This window comes from Synechococcus sp. SynAce01, from assembly GCF_001885215.1.
GTDB lineage: Bacteria > Cyanobacteriota > Cyanobacteriia > PCC-6307 > Cyanobiaceae > Regnicoccus > Regnicoccus frigidus.
Map to the genome: position 1 here is coordinate 1,786,942 of NZ_CP018091.1, position 18,018 is coordinate 1,804,959.

20 protein-coding genes, 3 tRNA genes and 1 rRNA gene are annotated in these 18,018 nt (G+C 62.9%); 9 read left to right on the top strand and 15 right to left on the bottom strand.

Annotation, left to right across the window (positions count from 1 at the left end; genetic code table 11):
- The first annotated feature begins 26 nt into the window (after positions 1–26).
- From BM449_RS09370 to BM449_RS15015, 4 genes are all read left to right on the top strand, one after another.
- Entirely contained in the window at positions 27–1,226 is a 1,200-nt protein-coding gene (locus tag BM449_RS09370; RefSeq protein ID WP_071801008.1) for a DNA-processing protein DprA, read from the top strand.
- Between the two features lie 4 nt (positions 1,227–1,230).
- Complete coding sequence (gene prmC / locus BM449_RS09375; protein ID WP_071801009.1) at positions 1,231–2,169, top strand: peptide chain release factor N(5)-glutamine methyltransferase; 939 nt, start codon at positions 1,231–1,233, stop codon at positions 2,167–2,169.
- A 114-nt stretch (positions 2,170–2,283) separates the two neighbouring features.
- Positions 2,284–2,883 (top strand): Sua5/YciO/YrdC/YwlC family protein, encoded by a 600-nt coding sequence (locus BM449_RS09380; protein WP_071802161.1) that lies wholly within the window; start codon positions 2,284–2,286, stop codon positions 2,881–2,883.
- Between the two features lie 15 nt (positions 2,884–2,898).
- On the top strand, positions 2,899–3,057 hold the full coding sequence (locus BM449_RS15015; RefSeq protein WP_162922865.1) for a hypothetical protein: 159 nt from the start codon (positions 2,899–2,901) through the stop codon (positions 3,055–3,057).
- Positions 3,058–3,082: 25 nt separating this feature from the next.
- Here BM449_RS15015 and BM449_RS09385 read toward each other — a convergent pair whose 3' ends face one another.
- The 14 genes from BM449_RS09385 to ctpZ all read right to left on the bottom strand — a co-directional run bounded on the left by BM449_RS09385 (position 3,083) and on the right by ctpZ (position 12,020).
- Entirely contained in the window at positions 3,083–3,739 is a 657-nt protein-coding gene (locus BM449_RS09385) for a Na(+)/H(+) antiporter subunit B (protein WP_071801010.1), read from the bottom strand.
- The gene (locus BM449_RS09390) at positions 3,736–4,290 is read right to left on the bottom strand and encodes a hydrogenase subunit MbhD domain-containing protein (RefSeq protein WP_071801011.1); all 555 of its coding nucleotides are present in this window, start codon (positions 4,288–4,290) and stop codon (positions 3,736–3,738) included. The genes BM449_RS09385 and BM449_RS09390 overlap by 4 nt, the downstream gene beginning before the upstream one ends.
- A complete protein-coding gene (locus BM449_RS09395; protein ID WP_233831303.1) occupies positions 4,287–4,589 on the bottom strand; it encodes a monovalent cation/H(+) antiporter subunit G in 303 nt (100 codons plus the stop codon). Before BM449_RS09395 ends, BM449_RS09390 begins: the two co-directional genes overlap by 4 nt.
- Positions 4,589–4,837 carry a hypothetical protein gene (locus BM449_RS09400; protein WP_071802163.1) on the bottom strand — a complete coding sequence of 83 codons (249 nt, stop codon included), beginning with the start codon at positions 4,835–4,837 and terminating at the stop codon, positions 4,589–4,591. Before BM449_RS09400 ends, BM449_RS09395 begins: the two co-directional genes overlap by 1 nt.
- On the bottom strand, positions 4,837–5,235 hold the full coding sequence (locus BM449_RS09405) for a hypothetical protein (RefSeq protein ID WP_071801012.1): 399 nt from the start codon (positions 5,233–5,235) through the stop codon (positions 4,837–4,839). Before BM449_RS09405 ends, BM449_RS09400 begins: the two co-directional genes overlap by 1 nt.
- Before the next feature lie 76 nt (positions 5,236–5,311).
- Positions 5,312–6,811, bottom strand: coding sequence for a proton-conducting transporter membrane subunit (locus BM449_RS09410; RefSeq protein WP_071801013.1), 1,500 nt, complete (start codon positions 6,809–6,811; stop codon positions 5,312–5,314).
- On the bottom strand, positions 6,808–7,179 hold the full coding sequence (locus tag BM449_RS09415) for a cation:proton antiporter subunit C (protein WP_186437618.1): 372 nt from the start codon (positions 7,177–7,179) through the stop codon (positions 6,808–6,810). Before BM449_RS09415 ends, BM449_RS09410 begins: the two co-directional genes overlap by 4 nt.
- 52 nt (positions 7,180–7,231) lie before the next feature.
- Positions 7,232–7,303 (bottom strand) — tRNA-Thr (locus BM449_RS09420).
- Between the two features lie 11 nt (positions 7,304–7,314).
- Positions 7,315–7,557: a helix-turn-helix transcriptional regulator gene (locus BM449_RS09425; RefSeq protein WP_083544497.1), complete on the bottom strand. Its 243-nt coding sequence runs from the start codon at positions 7,555–7,557 to the stop codon at positions 7,315–7,317.
- Between the two features lie 63 nt (positions 7,558–7,620).
- Positions 7,621–7,977 (bottom strand): cell division topological specificity factor MinE, encoded by a 357-nt coding sequence (gene minE, locus BM449_RS09430; protein ID WP_071801014.1) that lies wholly within the window; start codon positions 7,975–7,977, stop codon positions 7,621–7,623.
- Positions 7,978–7,983: 6 nt separating this feature from the next.
- On the bottom strand, positions 7,984–8,802 hold the full coding sequence (minD, locus tag BM449_RS09435) for a septum site-determining protein MinD (RefSeq protein WP_071801015.1): 819 nt from the start codon (positions 8,800–8,802) through the stop codon (positions 7,984–7,986).
- Positions 8,803–8,821: 19 nt separating this feature from the next.
- Positions 8,822–9,550 (bottom strand): septum site-determining protein MinC, encoded by a 729-nt coding sequence (locus tag BM449_RS09440; RefSeq protein ID WP_071801016.1) that lies wholly within the window; start codon positions 9,548–9,550, stop codon positions 8,822–8,824.
- A gap of 23 nt (positions 9,551–9,573) precedes the next feature.
- Positions 9,574–10,845, bottom strand: coding sequence for an HD domain-containing protein (locus tag BM449_RS09445; RefSeq protein WP_071801017.1), 1,272 nt, complete (start codon positions 10,843–10,845; stop codon positions 9,574–9,576).
- Positions 10,842–12,020: a carboxyl-terminal processing protease CtpZ gene (gene ctpZ / locus BM449_RS09450; RefSeq protein WP_071802166.1), complete on the bottom strand. Its 1,179-nt coding sequence runs from the start codon at positions 12,018–12,020 to the stop codon at positions 10,842–10,844. Before ctpZ ends, BM449_RS09445 begins: the two co-directional genes overlap by 4 nt.
- A 99-nt stretch (positions 12,021–12,119) precedes the next feature.
- On the opposite strand from ctpZ, the gene BM449_RS09455 reads away from it, so the two are divergent.
- Positions 12,120–12,794 (top strand): cytochrome b6, encoded by a 675-nt coding sequence (locus BM449_RS09455; RefSeq protein WP_071801018.1) that lies wholly within the window; start codon positions 12,120–12,122, stop codon positions 12,792–12,794.
- Between the two features lie 74 nt (positions 12,795–12,868).
- Entirely contained in the window at positions 12,869–13,351 is a 483-nt protein-coding gene (petD, locus tag BM449_RS09460; protein ID WP_071801019.1) for a cytochrome b6-f complex subunit IV, read from the top strand.
- Positions 13,352–13,461: 110 nt separating this feature from the next.
- Here petD and BM449_RS09465 read toward each other — a convergent pair whose 3' ends face one another.
- Positions 13,462–14,922, bottom strand: a complete 1,461-nt coding sequence (locus tag BM449_RS09465; RefSeq protein ID WP_071801020.1) for a glycoside hydrolase 100 family protein — start codon at positions 14,920–14,922, stop codon at positions 13,462–13,464.
- A gap of 719 nt (positions 14,923–15,641) precedes the next feature.
- Here BM449_RS09465 and BM449_RS09470 point away from each other — a divergent pair.
- From BM449_RS09470 to BM449_RS09480, 3 genes are all read left to right on the top strand, one after another.
- Positions 15,642–17,126, top strand: a 16S ribosomal RNA gene (locus BM449_RS09470).
- A 203-nt stretch (positions 17,127–17,329) separates the two neighbouring features.
- Positions 17,330–17,403 (top strand) — tRNA-Ile (locus BM449_RS09475).
- A gap of 9 nt (positions 17,404–17,412) precedes the next feature.
- A tRNA-Ala gene (locus BM449_RS09480) sits at positions 17,413–17,485 on the top strand.
- Positions 17,486–18,018 lie beyond the last annotated feature (533 nt).

The following is an 18,018-nucleotide window of genomic DNA, read 5'->3' on the forward strand; positions in this document are numbered from 1 at the left end:
GTACTGCTAAGTGAAGAGCGGAGGCCGTGGGCGATCTTGTGGCCGGAGTGTTCCCCAGCTGCCTGGGGCCTTGGCCCCGCCAGCGGCGGCTCTGGTGGTTGCTTTGGAGTGGCTGCCCGGGGTTGGGCTGGGCTCGCCTTGGCCAGCTCGAATCCGCCTTCGGCTCGCTGCAGGCAGCCTGGCGGACCTCCGCTGAGCAGTTGCTCGAGCTGCCAGGGCTGGGGCGAACCCGGGTGGCACAGATCGAGGCGCATCGCCGCCGCTGGGGGGCGGATCCATGGCGCAACGGCAATCTCCCGTTGCCCTCCCCCCGGCGGGTGCTTCTCCCCGGTGATCCGGCCTCTCCCCGGGCCCTGGCCCAGTTGGACCGTCCACCCCTGGCCCTCTACTGGGATGGTCACGGCACGCTTTGGCCGAGGCTGCGCGAGCGCCTGGCCATTGCCGTGGTGGGAACGCGCCGGCCCTCCCTGCATGGCCTCTCGATGGCGCGGGAGCTGGGGGCGGCCCTGGCCAAGGCGGGCTGGCCCGTGGTGAGTGGTCTGGCCGAAGGCATCGATGCGGCCGTCCACCGCGGCTGCCTCGAGGCCGGCGGCCGGCCTGTTGCGGTGCTGGGCACACCCCTGGAGCGGGTTTATCCCCGCCATCACGGCAGCCTCCAGGCCGCCGTGTCCACCAACGGGCTGCTGATCAGCGAGCTGCCTGCGGGGGCAGCGGTAGCGCGCGGCCATTTCGCCGCGCGCAACCGTCTGCAGGTGGCGCTCTCCCAGGCCGTAATTGTTGTTGAGTGCCCCGAGCAAAGCGGTGCGCTCCACTCCGCCAGCTTGGCCTGGGAGCAGGGGCTGCCCCTCTGGGTGGTCCCCGCCGATGCTGGCAAGGCCTCAGCCGCCGGTAGCAATCGGTTGCTGTTGCGGGGGGCGACGCCGTTGCTTGCTGCCGCTGATCTGATCGCCCAGCTGGGCCAGGGCCCCCTGGGCTGCCCTGGAAAGGCGGGGGTGCCGCTCACTCCTGGGCCGCTCCAGGGGGGGCATCCCGCCCATCAAGCCTCAGCCTCTGACCGGGCCCTGCTCGCTGCCCTCGGTGGGGGAGCCTCGCTGGAGCAGCTCCGCTTGGCCCTGGGCCTGCCTGTCAAGGATCTCGCCTCTCGGTTGCTGGGCCTGGAATTGGCTGGCCAGATCAGGGCAGAACCCGGACTCTGCTGGCGACCATGCGGGGGATCAGGTTTCTAGGCTGATGACCAGCTCCTGCCCAGCGTCTGGCGTGGCACTTCAGGTGGTTGAAAACCTCACCGGTTCCGAGTTGCTGGCCTGGCGCCTCACCATGCTGGCCGAGGGGGGCGAGGCCGCGTCGTTCGATTGGCTGCTGGATCTGGCCGCCGGGTTAAGAGGGCCGGAGCGTCAGCATCTCTGGTTGGATCCAGAGCGTGCTGTTGTTTTGCAGTGCAGCTGTGAGCAGTTGGCCGGGCTCTGGCGCCAGCATTTGCGCGAGCACACCCCCTTGCAATATCTGGTCGGGCTCTGCCCCTGGCGTGATCTCGAGCTGCAGGTGGCCCCCGGCGTGCTGATCCCGCGCCAGGAAACCGAGCAGCTTGTGGATCTGGCCCTGGAGCTGATGGCACAGCAGGCGCCCGATTCCCCAGCCCACCTCCTGCGCTGGGCCGACCTGGGCACCGGCTCCGGATGTCTGGCGGTGGCCCTGGCCAGGGCGTTGCCCACCAGCGCTGGTGTGGCTGTGGATTGCAGTTCTGCCGCCCTCCTTCAGGCCGAGGCCAATCTTTTGGCGGCAGGGGTTGCTGATCGGGTCGACCTGCAGCTGGGATCGTGGTGGGGCCAGGCGGCCGCCTTTTGCGGTGCCTTTGATCTGGTGGTGAGCAACCCTCCCTACATTCCCTCCTCACTGCTGGCCAGCCTGGAGCCGGTGGTCCGTCTGCATGAACCGTGGTTGGCGCTCGATGGTGGTGAGGACGGCCTCGATGCCTTGCGCCTGATTGCCGCTGGTGCCGCCAGCGGGCTGGCTCCCGGGGGGTGGTTGGTGCTGGAACACCATCACGATCAAAGTGAGAGGGTTCAGGCGCTGTTGGCGGGCGTAGGCCTTGAGCAGGTGGCCTCGTTTGCTGATCTCCAGGGCCATGGCCGCTTCAGCTGCGGCCGCCGCCCGGAGCCTGCTCGATAACCCCCCAGCTTTCCCGCGCTGTCATCTCGCTCCGACACCCCGCGCCTTCACCCCGTGCAGTTGACCGACCCACCGCAGATCCAGCCCCCAGAGACTGGCGCCAAAGGCCTTCTCATGGCCGGCGAGCTTGCCGCGGCGCTGGCTGCTGGATCTGCTGGAATCTTCCCCACCGACACCCTGCCGGCCTTAGCGGCCGTGCCAGCCAGTGCCGGCCAGCTCTGGCGCTTGAAGGGGCGGCCATCAACGAAAGCGATGATCCTGATGGGCGCCGATCCCGGCAGCCTGCTTGCGGCCCTGGAGCTGGCTGTGCTGCCGCAGTGGCGGGCGATGGCGGCCCGTTGTTGGCCTGGTCCGATCACCCTGGTGCTGCCGGCCCGCGGCGTGGTGGTGCAGGCCCTGCAGCCCAATGCCCCCGCCCATGGCGCGAGCCTGGGCCTGCGCATTCCCGCCAGTGATCCCGCCCTGGAGCTGCTGGCCTGCAGCGGTCCGTTGGCGACCACCAGCGCCAACCGCTCAGGGGCGCCCCCCTGCCGCACGGCCGGCGAGGCGGCGGCGGTTTTCCCGAACGTTCCCCGCCTCGCCCCGCTGCCCTGGCCGTCGATGGCTGGCTTGGCCAGCACCGTGTTGCGCTGGGAGGCCGATGATCACTGGCGGGTTCTGCGGGGCGGTGCTGTGATGCCAGAGGGTTGGCCTGGTTCGTTCAGCCTCGAGTGAGATCTGGAACTGCCGATGCTTCTGCTCAGCCTGGCGATCGTGGTGATTTTCAGCTTCTTCCATGCGGTGATGGAGCCGCTGATGCAGTGGGGCACCCCGTTGTTCGAGTTGCGTGGCCTGATCTGGCTGCCCGTGCTGGCAGCGGCCTGGCTACTGGCCGGTAAGCGGCACTGAGTCCCTGCTCAGAGGAATTCTCTGCTCAGAGCAAACCCCTGTAGCGAACGAACAGTTGCAGAATCGCCCAGGAGCCCAGGGTCACCTTGAGGGCCACCAGCACGTTCAGCCAGGGGATCCAGCCCCCACTGACGAGGCTGCCGAATGGCCCGGAAGGTAGCCCCAGGCCGATCAGGCTGAACGACGAGAGCACCACAAAGCCAATTACCGCCACCTTTTCCCAGATGTCGGCCCGGTAACGGCTGTAGAGGGCCTCGGTCGCGGCGGCGGAGCCACTGATCACCAACAGGCCGATCGCGGTGCCACCGGCGACGCCGGCGGCAAAGCCGCCGCCCGGCGAAAGGTGACCGCGCAGGGCCAGTTCCACGGCCACCAGGGCGCTCACCATGGCTCCGAGCTGGCAGAGCACGATCGAGGGTCCATCCTTGACCCCACGGATCCGTGTGGCTGGCGTCTCTCCAGAGAGCGACGACTTCACCCCGATCGAGGCGAGGGTGAACACGATCACTTCACCGACGGTGTCGTAGAGGCGGATGTCGAAAATGATGCCGGACACCGTGTTCGGCACGCCGGCCGCCAGGGCGATCCCGGCGACTAAGCCCGGGGTGGGCGACTGGCGTACCAGGTCGAACAGTGGCGCCAGGCAGAGGGCGGCCGCGCTGATCAGGTAGAGGATCGTCATCCGTTCGCCACCCCTGCCCCTGTGGCGATCAGGCCGCCAGCGCGTTGCCAGAGCTGGGCTCCGGCGAGACCCTGAAGCTGATTGCTCAGCCAAGGCGAGGCGATGGAGAGCTGGTCAGCGCTGAGCAACCAACCATGAACAGGTAGCCCAGCAGGGTCAGTCAATACGGGCTTCTCTTTGGTTGGGGAAGCCGCTTGGGCGTTCTTGGCAGGCGAGATCACCTCAAGGCGCAAAAAGGCCTGCTGCAGCCAACGTTCCAGCAGCTCGCGCCGCTCGGGTGCCAGCTCGACCCCTGCCTTGAGTTCGAGGCGAAAGACCATCGAGGAGCGCAGGGCGATGGCATAGAGGGTGGTGGAGAGCAAGGTGCCCACCAGGGCTTCGGTCAGGGCCACATCGGCGGCGCCCAGCAGCGCATACACGAGGGTGGCGATCGCCCCGAGAACGCCCCGCAGCACCAGGGTCTGGTACGGGCTGCGCTGGTTGACCAGCAGGATCGCCGTCAGGGGCAGCAGGGCTGTGATCGGCACCAGCAGGCCAAGACCCGTGATCATTCCGGCCGGCCTGTCGCAGGCCTGCTCAGCGAGCACACCGCCAGCACGTAGCCGAACAGGGTGTTCCAGACCACCAGGCTGAGCAGGGCCAGGCTGAGCAGGGGCCACTCACGCGGCAGCTTGAGCAGCAAGCCCACCACGATCAAGGCCGATCCCAGGGTGTCGGAGATCGAGAGGCTGTGGAGCTTGGCGAGGTAGCTGGCCCGTCCAAGCAGTGGCCAGGTGCCCCACAGCCAGAAGACCAGTCCGAACAAGAGCAGCAAGTCACTGATCAGCGTGACCAGGGTGGGCAGGGTGATCAAGCCTCCACCTCCCGCAGCAGGTTGGCGAGCAGCATCACCCCGGCATTGCCGACGCTGAGCACGATCACGCCGACCACGCCGATCATCCAGTCGTCGCGGAACACCGAGAACACCAGCAGCAGGATCGCCATCTTGGTGGAGATGCTCGCGAAAGCGGCCAGTCGATGCCAGAGGTCGGTGGTACGGCAGGTCATCAACACCGGCAGCAGCAACGCCAGCACCATCGCTGACACCAGAACACCAATCACGGATTCCCTCTCTCGAGCCGGTGAACCTGGTACGAGCCATCGGGAAGCCTGCCCAGGGCGATTGTCAGGGGGGTAAGCGTGATCAGAAACACCTCCAGAAACACCACCAACGAGGAGCGGGAGCCGGAGCCCGGCACGATCGCCAGCCGTTCACGGCCATGGTGTCGGCTGAGCATCTGAATCGCCTCCCCATAGGCTTCGGGCAGGGCCATGATCACCTTCCAGACCAGGCCCAGCACTAGCCCCGGTGCTACCGCGATGGCCCGGGAGCGGGGCAGGGCCACGGCCAGCAGCAGCCCTACGAACAGGTTGAACTGGCTTGTGTCAGATGTGAGCAACAACCAAATGCCCAGCCGGAAACCGATGGTCAGCAGCCAGAACACCCAGAGCTTCATCGCTCGCATCGTCGGGCCTCCTCAAGCGTCAATTGGGTCGTCCCAGCTCTCCAGAGTTCCATTCGGAGGGCTGTTTTCATCGGACCATTATCACAATTAAAGCCGTCCCCACCACAGCCAGGCCGCCCAGAAGGTCGTCGAGCCGCTCGAGATTGGGCATCTTCAGCAGTGGTCGCACGGTCTGCAGGAGTTGGTGCAGCAGCCAGCCAGCGGCCAAGATGGCGAGGGCCTTCAAGCTGGCGGCCCCTGGCGCCACCAACAGAAACCCCTCCCAGCTCGGTCCAGCCGGTCCGAGCCCCACCGCCAAAAGCAGAGCAAGGCTCAACAGCAGCACTCCGCCGGAGGCCCGCCAACCGGGCGCTTTCGAGCCTTGATCACTGGATCCTTGATCACTGGACCCTTGATCACGTTGGCCTAGCAGGGGCCACCCCCAGAGCCTGGCGTAGACCGCCGCCGTGCCCACCGCCAGGCTGGTGACCAGCAGGCCACTGGGGCCTGGCAATTGTTTGAGCAGACTTTCCTTGGCGAGGAACCCCACCAGCAGGGGACAGCCGGCGATCGATAGCGCCGCCAGTTGCAGGGGGAACCAGACCTGCAGCGGCAAAGGGTTCTGGGTCCAGATCTCAAGCCGCCGGCTTGGGAAATGGCGACTCAACAAAAAGAGGCTGGCCTTGGCCAGACCATGGCTGAGGGCGTAGAAGCCGGCCACAGCGGGCACCAGCACCGCCAGGCCCATCTGGGAGAGCGTGCTCCAGGCCAACATCCGTTTGGCATCGGTTTCGATCAGGGCAAGGCCAACCCCGAAGCAGGCACTGGCCAGTCCGATCCCCAGCACCAGGGGGGCGAGTGGCTCGACCAGGGTCGTGGCCCGCACGAGCGGGCAGGCGCCGGCGGTCACAACCACCCCGGAGAGCATGGCGGAGACCTCCGCTGGCGACTCGGCATGGGTGCGCGGCAGCCACAGACCTGACACAAACAGCCCGGCCTTGGTCAGCAGCCCCACCAGGATCAGGGCCATCGCCGTGCTGGAGGCACCGGCCAGATCGATCAGCCGGAAGGAGCCGCTGCTGCGGTACACCTGCGCGGTTCCGATCAGGAACAGCAGCATCGCGGTGTTGCCCACCAGCAGATAACGCAGGCCGATCCAGAGGCTCTTGGCGCTCTGGGGGCCGACGATCAGCAGGAAGGAGGCCAGACCCACCACTTCGAGGGCCACGTAAAGGCTGATCAGGTCTTGGCAGACCAGGGCGGAGTTCACGCCGCCATGGAGCACGAGCAGCACCAGCACGAAGGTGCCTGCCCGGGGGCGGCTTCTCCGGTCCAGCAACACCGCCGCGGTGACCAGCCCATTGAGGAGCAGGAACGGGGCGACGAACCGATCCATGAGCAGTGCAATGCCGTAGGGGCCCACCAGCTGCAGGCTGAGAGGTTCGGCGGCCATGGCGCCGAACAAGCCGGCCAGCACGGTTGCGATGGCGACAATCAGGGCCAGGGTTGTCTCAATGCCCGGCAGCAGGGCCCCGGTGAAGGCCATCAGAAATGGCAACACCAACCAGATGATGGCGGGGGTGGTCATTCGGTGCTGATCTCCTCCATCGCGCCGACTTGGAGGGTGGGCTCGCGTCGGGAGAGCTGGGAAATCGCCACCAGCATCAGGGCCTGGGTCGAGAAACCGATCACGATTGCCGTGAGGATCACGGCCTGGGGGATCGGATCGGCATAGGCCGCGTCGGCTGTGCGATCTGGAAGGGTTTCGAGAATCGGGGTATACAAACCACGACGGGCCGCCAGCAAGACGAAAAAGCCGATCACCCCGGTCGACATCACGTCCATGGCCAGCAGCTTGAGAAACAGGTTGCGGCGCAGCAAGAGCCCCAAGAAGCCTGCCAGCACGGTCAGCAACAGGAACGCTTCGAGCAGCAGTGGCAGGGAAAAGGCAGGCATGGCAAAGAGCAGTGGTGCTGGTGGGGAGTCGCGCGCGATTCCTGGTCAAGGAAGCCGGCTAACGGATTTGAACCGATGGCCTTCGCTTTACAAAAGCGCTGCTCTACCACTGAGCTAAGCCGGCAAGGCGCCAGCTTATCGCTCGCCCAGAGCCCAAAGCAGCAGCTGGCTGCGGTTGCCGCAGCCGGTCTTGGCCAGCAGGCTGGAGACATGGCTCTCCACCGTGCGGTGGCTGAGAACGAGCACCGCGGCGATGGCCTTGTTGCTGAGCCCCTGGCGCAGATGCTCCAGCACCCTTTGCTCGGCGGGGCTGACGCGCTCTGCAGTGCTGACAAGCTCGGTCGGGCTGGTCACCAGGCTGGGGAGGAGCGAAGGCATCGGCGAAGCGGGCAACTGGCTCCAGGGTTCCCACGGCCGCAGCGGCTGGTCAGCCGGGCCGGCTCAGGCCGAAGCAGTCGCCGTGTCAGTCGGAGTGTCAGTGGCCGCTTCGGCCTTGGACTCAGGATCGGGCTTGGCTTCAGCAGCCTCCAGTGGCGTGGGGCGGGCCCGCTTGATCGGCAGGTTGGCCACCAGGGCCGTCACCCGTTCCTCGGTTTCCAGGCTCACATCCACTTCCTCAAGGTCGATCTCCACATACCGCGAGACCACTTCGAGAATCTCGCGCCGCATCTGCTCAAGCAACTCGGGGTTGAGATCGCTGCGGTCGTGGGCAAGCACCAGCTGAAGCCGCTGGCGGGCGGTGGTGGCGCTGGCGGTCTGACGGCCCAGCAATCTGTCGATGAAATCGCGCAGGGTCATCGTGGCTCAGAAGATCTTGGTTTGCATCAGCCGGCTGAGCCTGGCGCGAAAGCCCTGCGACTCCTTGCTGGGGTCGATGATCGGCACGTCCTCGCCCCGCAGCCGCCGGGCCACGTTCGTGTAAGCCAGGCCAGCGGGAGATCGGCTGCCGTTCAAGGTGAGCGGCTCACCCCGGTTGGTCGAGACGATCACCTGTTCGTCTTCGAGCACGAGACCGACCAGGGGCAGGGCCAGGATGTCGGTGACATCGCTGACCGCCAGCATCTCCTGATTGACCATCATTTTCGGTCGCACGCGGTTGAGAACCAGCTGGATCGGTTGGATGTCTCGGGTCTGGAGCAGGCCAATCACCCGGTCGGCGTCGCGCACCGCTGACACTTCCGGTGTGGTGACCACGAGGGCTTCCTTGGCCGCGGCCGCCGCGTTTTTGAAGCCATCTTCGATGCCGGCCGGGCAGTCGATCAACACGAACTCGAAGCGTTCCTCCAGCATCCCGACGATCTTTTTCATGTCGTCGGGGGTAAGCCACTCGAGCATGCGCGGATTGCCGGCTGGCAGCAGCGAGAGCTTGGGCTCCTGCTTGTGTTTGACCAGGGCCTGCTCCAGCCGGCAGCTCTCGGCCAGCACCTCCTGGGCGGTGTACACGATGCGGTTTTCCAGGCCCAGCAGCAAATCCAGGTTGCGCAGGCCGAAGTCGGCGTCCAGCACAGCGGTGCTGGCACCCTGCTTAGCCAGGGCGATGCCCAGATTGGCGGTCAGGGTGGTCTTGCCGACCCCACCTTTTCCAGAGCAGATCAGGATCGTGCGGCTCAAAGCGGTTGTCACGGCGCTGCCAGGGGTGGGGTCAGGCTAAGCCCAGCGGCCAGGTCGCCTGGGCTGGATCGATGCGGATCACGCCATCGACCAGACGGGCCTCCTCGCTCAGGCCGGCGGGAGGGGGATCACTGGGGCCTCTGGCCACGGCGGCGGCGATCCGCAGTTGCAGCGGGCGCAGCTCCAGAGCAACGATCCGGGCGCTGCCATCGCCCAGGCAGCCGGCGTGGGCAATGCCCCGCAACCGGCCCCAGACCAGCACGTGTCCGGCGGCGCTTGCCCGCGCGCCCGGATTCACATCACCGAGCACCAGCAGCGATCCCTCCACCTGGAGGTGATCGCCGGAGCGCAGTGTGCCGCGATGGATGGTCAGCGGGTCAGGCGGGATTACTGGCTGTGGCGATGGTTCTGCCGGCGAAGACGAAGCTGTTGCTACTGGCGGCGTTGTGGGCGTGAGATCTGCTCCTGCGCTGGCGGTGACCCCCAGGGCCGCCGCCGCCACCAGGGTTTCAGTATTTCTGCATTCCACGCCGATCAGGGTCAGGCCTTGCCGCTGCAGCCGTTGCCGCAAGGCCTGCAGCTCGGGAAGGGTGAGCCGCCAGTGGTTGGCATGCAAGATCACGGCCCCGCCGGGGGGGGAGTGCTGCTCCAGGTCGTGGCGCAGCACGTCGTCTACAGCGCCCGACTGACGCGTCCACTCCGGCAGCAGCAGGTGATGGGACAGGCCCGGCCGTGCCGCCGCAAGAAAAAGCGCAGCCATCGCCCCATCCGAAGGCGACCAATTTAGGCAGGATGCCCGGATTCGCCGGCTCTCAGGTCTCGCTCTTCGCGCTTGAGGGCGACGCCAACTTCAGCCGGGTGGATCAACCAGGCCAGTTCGACGGGTTCAGTCAGGCTGGCCACCAGGTTGGAGCTGGTCTCCAGAGCCCGGAGTGATTCGCCATCCCACAGCCTCAGGCCACCTTTATAGGGGTGGTAGCCCTGGCTCTGGCGCTGGTGCAGGGCGCAGCAGAGGGCTGGATCCAGGCCGGCGGCCGTGCTCAGGCGCTGGGCCTTGGCAAGAAGCTGCAGTTGGCCGCCACGGTCCAGCCGTCCCACATCCATGGCCTTGAGCAGTTGGCGGTCGAGCAGGCGCCGGCTGAAGGTGCGCAGGGCTTCGGGTCCTTCCTGCCGCCAGCGCATCAGGTGATAGCCGGTGCGGATGTCGTCGTTGCCTAAAAAGGTGGGCAGGTCGATGGCCTCGGGATGCCAGAGCCAGCGGGCCATCACCGGGTCGGCGAAAACTAGTCCTGGCCCAAGGGCCCGGGCGGTGGCGATCGCCTGGTTCAACAGCCAGTTGCAGACCACGTTCAAGCGGTGGTTGTAGACGCTCCTGTACATCAGATTGCGCACCACCAGGTAATGCTCCACGGCCATCAGACCCTTGGGGTGGAGCGCCAGGCTGCCGTCGGGGGCCATGCAGAGCGCCGCCAGGATCCGCTCGAGATCCAGCTGGCCGTAGCAGGTCCCGGTGCTGTGGCTGTCCCGCAGCAAGTAGTCGAGCCGGTCGCAGTCGAGCTGACTGCTGACCAGGGCGGCCACGGCGGCGCAGTTGTGCCGGCCGCTTTCGAGCAGGTCGGCCACCGCTCTGGCCGTGCCGGGTTCAAAGGCCTCCAGCCGGTCCCGTAGGGCTGGGTCCTCGCGTACCAGCCGCGCTGACCATTGCTCATGGCGCAGCCCAAACATCTCCTCACCGGAGTGGCTGAGCGGAGCGTGGCCGAGATCATGCAGAAGGGCGGCGGCATAGAGCACTCCTTGGTGTCTGGCCAGATCGGGTTGTTGGCGGCTCAGCCCAGCCAGGGCTCGGCGCGCCAGATGCAGCACACCGAGGCTGTGGGTGAAGCGGCTGGATTCGGCGCCATGGAAGGTCAGGAAGGCTGGTCCGAGTTGGCGGATGCGCCGCAGCCGCTGAAAGGGCACCGTTTCGACCAGGTCCATCACCAGGGCTTCGGCCGGCAGGGAGCGATCCAGGCGAATGGCCCCGTGCAAGGGGTCGTGATACGTGCGGCTGGTCATGGCCTTGGATCCAGCAGGTCCACGAGCTGCTGCTGGGCCTCCTCCAGCCAGGTGTCATCAGTGCCGCCGGGGTTGAGTGGCTCCGGCTCGGCCAAAAGACGATCGGGGGCGATGCCGAGGTTCTGGATGTCCCGGCCGCTCGGCGTCACGTAGCGCGCCACGGTAACGGCAAGCCCGCTGCCGTCACCCAGGCCGATCAAGGTCTGGATCAGACCTTTGCCGAAGGTACGGCTGCCCAGCAACAGGGAGCGGCCATCGTCTTGAAGGGCCCCAGCCAGGATCTCGCTGGCGCTGGCGGTTCCGCCATTCACCAGGGTGACCATCGGTCCGGCGAACCACAGGCCCGGGGAGGTGCGGATCTGTTCCCTGAGCCCCTGGCGATCCATGGTTTCCACCACCGGCTCCCCGTCGAGCAAGCCATCGGCCACGGCCAGCCCCGACTCGACCAGCCCACCGGAATCGTTGCGTAGATCCAGGATCAGCCCTTCGATTCCAGCGGCGGACCAGCGCGTCAATGCTTCTTTGACCTGCCCTGGCACCGGTTCACTGAACTGGTTGATGCGTAGGTAGCCAAGGCGGTGGCCCTGCCACTCCAGTTCCCGACTGCGCACCGGTTGCAGGTCCAGCTCACGGCGCTCCAGCACCAAAGCCTGCTGGCTGCCCTCTGGAGTGAGCAGTAGAAGTTCCACTTTGGTTCCGGCGGCCCCGCGCAGCCGGCCGGCTGTGGCCTCGAGCCCCAGGGCAGCTGCTGACTGCCCTTCGACCTCAAGGATCTGGCTGCCCGTCACGATGCCCGCCAGCGCGGCCGGCGACCCTTCTATTGGTGTGATTGCCAGGATCCTCTCCCCGTCTGGGCTGAGGCCGAGCTGGAGGCCAATGCCGCTGAGGCTGCCTTCGGTGCTGGAGCGCAGCACCTGGTAATCGACCGGCCGCAACAGCCGGGTGTAGGGATCGCCAAGCGGCGCGAGCATGGAGGCGATGGCGTCGTAGGCGGCGGCACTGGTCTCGATCGGTTGCTCCAGTGCTTTCTGCCGCAGTTGGCGCCAGCGAATCGCCTCGAAGCGATCGGGGTCCACGTAGCTCTGATTGACCAGCCTCCAGGCTTCCACCACCAGTTGCTGGGTGTCGCTCAGGGCGAGGGCTGGGCCCGCTGGAACCCAGATGGCCACGGCCATGAGCAGGGCCAGAGCCCGTGGCAACCAACCTCGCCGCAGGATCACGGGCGTCGCACGCGCATCGGTAGACTCTGCCAACCCACCGCCTCCATCCATTGCATGGCGAATTCGTCTCCTGCCGGCCAATCTTCTCCGGTTTATGACTGGTTCGAGGAACGCCTGGAGCTCCAGGCGATCGCAGACGATATCTCGTCCAAGTATGTGCCGCCCCACGTCAATATCTTTTATTGTCTTGGCGGCATCACGTTGGTTTGTTTCCTGATCCAGTTCTCCACTGGATTTGCGATGACATTTTACTACAAGCCCACCGTCGCCGAGGCCTACACCTCCGTTCAGTATTTGATGACGGACGTGAGTTTCGGTTGGTTGATCCGTTCGGTTCACCGTTGGAGCGCCAGCATGATGGTGCTGATGCTGATCCTGCACGTGTTTCGCGTGTATCTCACCGGCGGCTTCAAGCGTCCCCGTGAGCTCACCTGGATCACCGGTGTGGTTATGGCTGTGATCACGGTGGCTTTCGGAGTCACTGGTTATTCACTTCCTTGGGATCAGGTCGGTTACTGGGCCGTCAAGATCGTCTCGGGAGTTCCAGCTGCCGTTCCAGTGGTTGGCGATTTCATGGTGGAGTTGCTTCGCGGCGGTGAAAGTGTTGGTCAGTCCACCCTCACGCGCTTCTACAGCCTTCACACCTTTGTGATGCCCTGGCTCTTGGCCGTGTTCATGCTTCTGCACTTCCTGATGATCCGCAAGCAGGGTATTTCAGGTCCGTTGTGATTCCATTCGCTTCTGGTCTGACCCATTAGCCTCTGCTTCAACCGTCGTCCCCTTCCACCGCCCTGGGTTCTGTCATGCACATTCTCAAGAAGCCCGACCTCAGCGACCCCAGCCTGCGCGCCAAGCTCGCCAAGGGCATGGGGCACAACTACTACGGGGAGCCAGCCTGGCCGAACGACCTCCTCTATATCTTCCCTGTCGTGATCCTCGGCACGATCGCCTGTGTGGTCGGTCTGGCCGTTCTGGATCCCGCCATGCTGGGTGATCAGGCCGATCCCTTTGCCACCCCGTTGGAGATTCTCCCCGAGTGGTACCTCTACCCGGTATTCCAGATCCTGCGGGTGGTTCCCAACAAGTTGCTTGGCATCGCCCTGCAAACAATGGTTCCTCTTGGCTTGATGTTGATCCCCTTCATTGAGAGCTTCAACAAGTTCCAGAATCCGTTCCGCCGCCCCGTGGCCATGGCCGCTTTCCTGTTTGGAACGGTCTTCACGATCTATCTCGGCATCGGTGCTGCCATGCCGATCGACAAATCGCTGACCCTGGGCCTGTTCTGAGACCGGGTGGCCTGATCAACTCGGACCAACCATTGGCCCTGATCAAAACTGCGGCGGTAGCCGCAGTTTTTTTTTGTGTGTCACTCAAGCGCTCGTCTGCTCACCCAGCCTCAGCTGAGGTCAGGGGGAGCATCAATGTTGAGGGCCGTCACGTCCTGGGGCTTGACCCGCAGCAGGTGATGCAACAGCAGGAAGCCAACAATCGTCCAGGTCTGGTAGGTGCGCGACTGTTGGCCCACCCAGGTGCCGGTGGGGCCATCAAAGTACTCGGCCCATTGCTGCCTGGGCAATTGGTTCAGGTGTGACCAGTAACACTCTTCCAGCATGGCCTTGGTCTGCCCCATCAGCAGGACGTCGGCCTCGGGGTAGAGCTGTTCATGCAGAAGGATCGCGCTGCCGTAGAACCAGAGCAGACTGGGCCAGTGGCCCCCGTTGTGGTAACTCCACGGCCAGTTCTTGGGGTCGGAGCCGGTCTTGTTCGCCCAATCCGCAGCATCCATGGGGGGATGACAGATCCGCATCGGCATCTGGGCCATCAATTCAGAGCGGTTGTGACTGACCAACCGGAACAGGGCCCTCTGCTGGGGGGAGGTCAGCAGGCCGAACAGGCAGGCGAGTGAATTGCCCAGGCTGTAGAAGCGGAAATCGGGTCGTCCGGTGCGCATATTGCCGATCAGGTAGCCACCCCGGTTCTCCAGCCAGTCCTGCAGCCAATCCGGGATCACCTGGGGTTGAACGTTGAACTCGTTTTGGTGCTGCTGATCGCCGTACTGCTCGGTGGGCCTGCGCCGCAGTACCTGCATGGTCTTGCTGGTGACCCAGTAGTGCTTGAGCAGGAAGGAGCGCAGGTTGTGGATCCACTGGCGCGTCAGGCCCAGCCGTTGCTCAAGCAGCCGGCTTCTGTTGTTCTTCTGCCCCAGTTCCATCAGCTGGCAACAGCTCTTGAGGCAGCCGTAGAGCAGCACCTCCACTTCCAGCGGCGCTCCCCAGACATCCATCGGCCGATCAATCATGAAGGCGCAGTCGGGCACGAAGAGCACAGGTGTGCCTTCAAAGCTTGGATGCAGCACCAGATCAAGCAGCAGCTGAACACCTCGCTGCACCTTCTGGCTGGCCGCGAAGTCCCAGTCCTTGCTGCGTCGCACGTAGAGCCAGCAGAGGATGGGCCACCAGAGACTGGCATCCACAGAGGTGATCCTGCCGATCGACCGCTGGCCGTAGTCAGCAATCAGGCTGCCGTCCTGTTCGGTGAAACTGGTGGGGAACACCCCACGGGTCTGGTAGGTGCTGCTCTGCAGATCCAGGCAGACGCTGAGAAAGTGACGAACGATGTCAAAGCGTCTTTGCAGGATCAGATACACCATCACCGGAACGTTGTCCCGCAGGAAAACTTCGCCGTAGTTGAGGGCGATGCTGCTGCGTGGATGCTCCAGTGCCGCCACCGATCCCACCAACTGGCCTTGCACCGTCACAAGGGTGCGTTCGAACTGTTGGCGGGCCTTGTTGACGACGGCCTCTTCCTTGGAGCTTGGCCTGACCCGGAGGCGTTCCTGGCTGAAGTTGATCGGCAACCTGAGCTCCCCTGACGCCTGGTTTGAAACGCCTCAATCCTAGGAAGGGCAGGCCTGGTGACCACCAATGGAGTGGCAGAGAAAAGGCTTGGCAGAACCTGTGCTACATTTTTGGACTGCGCAGGAGCCGCGAGGCGAGTGCTGCAGAACCGAACAGAGGAGAAGGCGCAAGCCAACGATGCTGTAGGTTTCAAAAGCGGTTGAGAGACCGCCGAGTCGTGAGCCTGAGAGGGCGGAGCGACGCACCTGGACAAAAGAAAAGTTTAGGAACCGACGCTTTTGCTGCGTTGAGGCCCTGAGTTTGTGAGCGTGAATGAGCGGAAGCGAAAGCGACGCGCGTTGGCGGTTAGCAGATTTGGGTTTTTAACGAACGAGCAGCAAAGGTGTGAGGTCCCGTCAAAAAGAAACAAGCAGCTTGTTTGTTGGGATGTTGCCGGTAGCGCTTTCACGGGCGCTGCGGGCGATGAAAAGTTCCAGCAGGTAAGACTGCGACCGGATCTGAGTGATTTGGAAAGTCATTGATGCGCTGGTTGTTGCTGCAAGGTGATGACGAAGTGGTTGATGCACTCTCGAACCCTTCTTGCGAGAAGGAGGCCCTGGGTGAAGCGATTATCGTAAGGTAAGGCGATTTGTTCAGTGGCGGCACTGGTTGCGATTGGTGAGATTAGTTTAAGACGAAAGTTTTAGGTTGGTTGAGCTGGTTTACAGGACGAGTGACTACAACGGAGAGTTTGATCCTGGCTCAGGATGAACGCTGGCGGCGTGCTTAACACATGCAAGTCGAACGGGCCTTCGGGCTAGTGGCGGACGGGTGAGTAACGCGTGAGAATCTGCCCTCAGGAGGGGGATAACAGCTGGAAACGGCTGCTAATACCCCATATGCCGAGAGGTGAAACGAATTTCGCCTGAGGATGAGCTCGCGTCTGATTAGCTTGTTGGTGAGGTAAGGCTCACCAAGGCATCGATCAGTAGCTGGTCTGAGAGGATGATCAGCCACACTGGGACTGAGACACGGCCCAGACTCCTACGGGAGGCAGCAGTGGGGAATTTTCCGCAATGGGCGCAAGCCTGACGGAGCAACGCCGCGTGAGGGACGAAGGCCTCTGGGCTGTAAACCTCTTTTCTCAAGGAAGAAGACATGACGGTACTTGAGGAATAAGCCACGGCTAATTCCGTGCCAGCAGCCGCGGTAATACGGGAGTGGCAAGCGTTATCCGGAATTATTGGGCGTAAAGCGTCCGCAGGCGGCCCAGAAAGTCTGTTGTTAAAAAGTGGAGCTCAACTCCATCCAGGCAATGGAAACTACTGGGCTAGAGTGTGGTAGGGGCAGAGGGAATTCCCGGTGTAGCGGTGAAATGCGTAGATATCGGGAAGAACACCAGTGGCGAAGGCGCTCTGCTGGGCCATAACTGACGCTCATGGACGAAAGCTAGGGGAGCGAAAGGGATTAGATACCCCTGTAGTCCTAGCCGTAAACGATGAACACTAGGTGTCGGGAGAATTATCCCTCTCGGTGTCGTAGCCAACGCGTTAAGTGTTCCGCCTGGGGAGTACGCACGCAAGTGTGAAACTCAAAGGAATTGACGGGGGCCCGCACAAGCGGTGGAGTATGTGGTTTAATTCGATGCAACGCGAAGAACCTTACCAGGGCTTGACATCCTGCGAACCCCTGAGAGATCGGGGGGTGCCTTCGGGAACGCAGTGACAGGTGGTGCATGGCTGTCGTCAGCTCGTGTCGTGAGATGTTGGGTTAAGTCCCGCAACGAGCGCAACCCACGTCTTTAGTTGCCAGCATTTAGTTGGGCACTCTAGAGAGACCGCCGGTGATAAACCGGAGGAAGGTGTGGATGACGTCAAGTCATCATGCCCCTTACGTCCTGGGCTACACACGTACTACAATGCTACGGACAAAGGGCAGCAAACTCGCGAGAGCTAGCAAATCCCATAAACCGTGGCTCAGTTCAGATCGTAGGCTGCAACTCGCCTACGTGAAGGAGGAATCGCTAGTAATCGCAGGTCAGCATACTGCGGTGAATACGTTCCCGGGCCTTGTACACACCGCCCGTCACACCATGGAAGTTGGCCATGCCCGAAGTCGTTACTCCAACCCGTAAGGGAGGAGGACGCCGAAGGTGGGGCTGATGACTGGGGTGAAGTCGTAACAAGGTAGCCGTACCGGAAGGTGCGGCTGGATCACCTCCTAACAGGGAGACAAAACTGACTTTGATGTCTGACCCAATTTGTGGTGAGGCCAAAGTCCTGTCATCTCGATGGATAATCGGTACCTCGATGACTTAGCTGATATGAACATGGTGGTGACCAGCAATGGTGATCATGATGGTGATGTCAGTTTAAGTTTATTCTGTTCCTAAACTTTGTCTAGGTCACACCCCACAAGGGTTCCCCTGGGCCATTAGCTCAGGTGGTTAGAGCGCACCCCTGATAAGGGTGAGGTCCCTGGTTCAAGTCCAGGATGGCCCATTCGTGTTTGGGGGTTTAGCTCAGTTGGTAGAGCGCCTGCTTTGCAAGCAGGATGTCAGCGGTTCGAGTCCGCTAACCTCCACTGACCAAACCTTCCTTTAGCGAAAGCAACAGGAGAAACTTTGATGGTGAGACTAGATTTTTTTGCTGTGAATGGATTTCAGCTTCCTTTCATTTGATTAGATTAGAGTCATTCTATTGGATTTATTTTTTTGAATAGATTCTACTAGAGTTATTTTAACATTTTAATCCATTGAAAAGACGCTGGACTCTTGCTCTGTTGGCTGTAAGGCTGATGGAGTGGTGGTCAGCAGAACCTTGACAACTGCATAGGTAAGTCTGAATATTAAGCATCTCATAGATGCTCAATTCCAGATCCAGTGATAGCTCCATTGGCTTGATCGCTTGCTTTGGTGAGCGGCGAGCGGATGGCGTTGTTGCTGAGGAGGAATTGAGAGATTCTAAAGTAAGAGCCGAGACTCTGCATGGTTCCTGGTTGTTGCCGAAACAACTGGGTTTGATCTTGTTTTTACCTCTGAAGTCTTTAATCTTTTAATCCTTGTGGTTGAAAGGTTGCAGAGCTGATGATGGTAAAACCAGGAGAATCTGCGTACA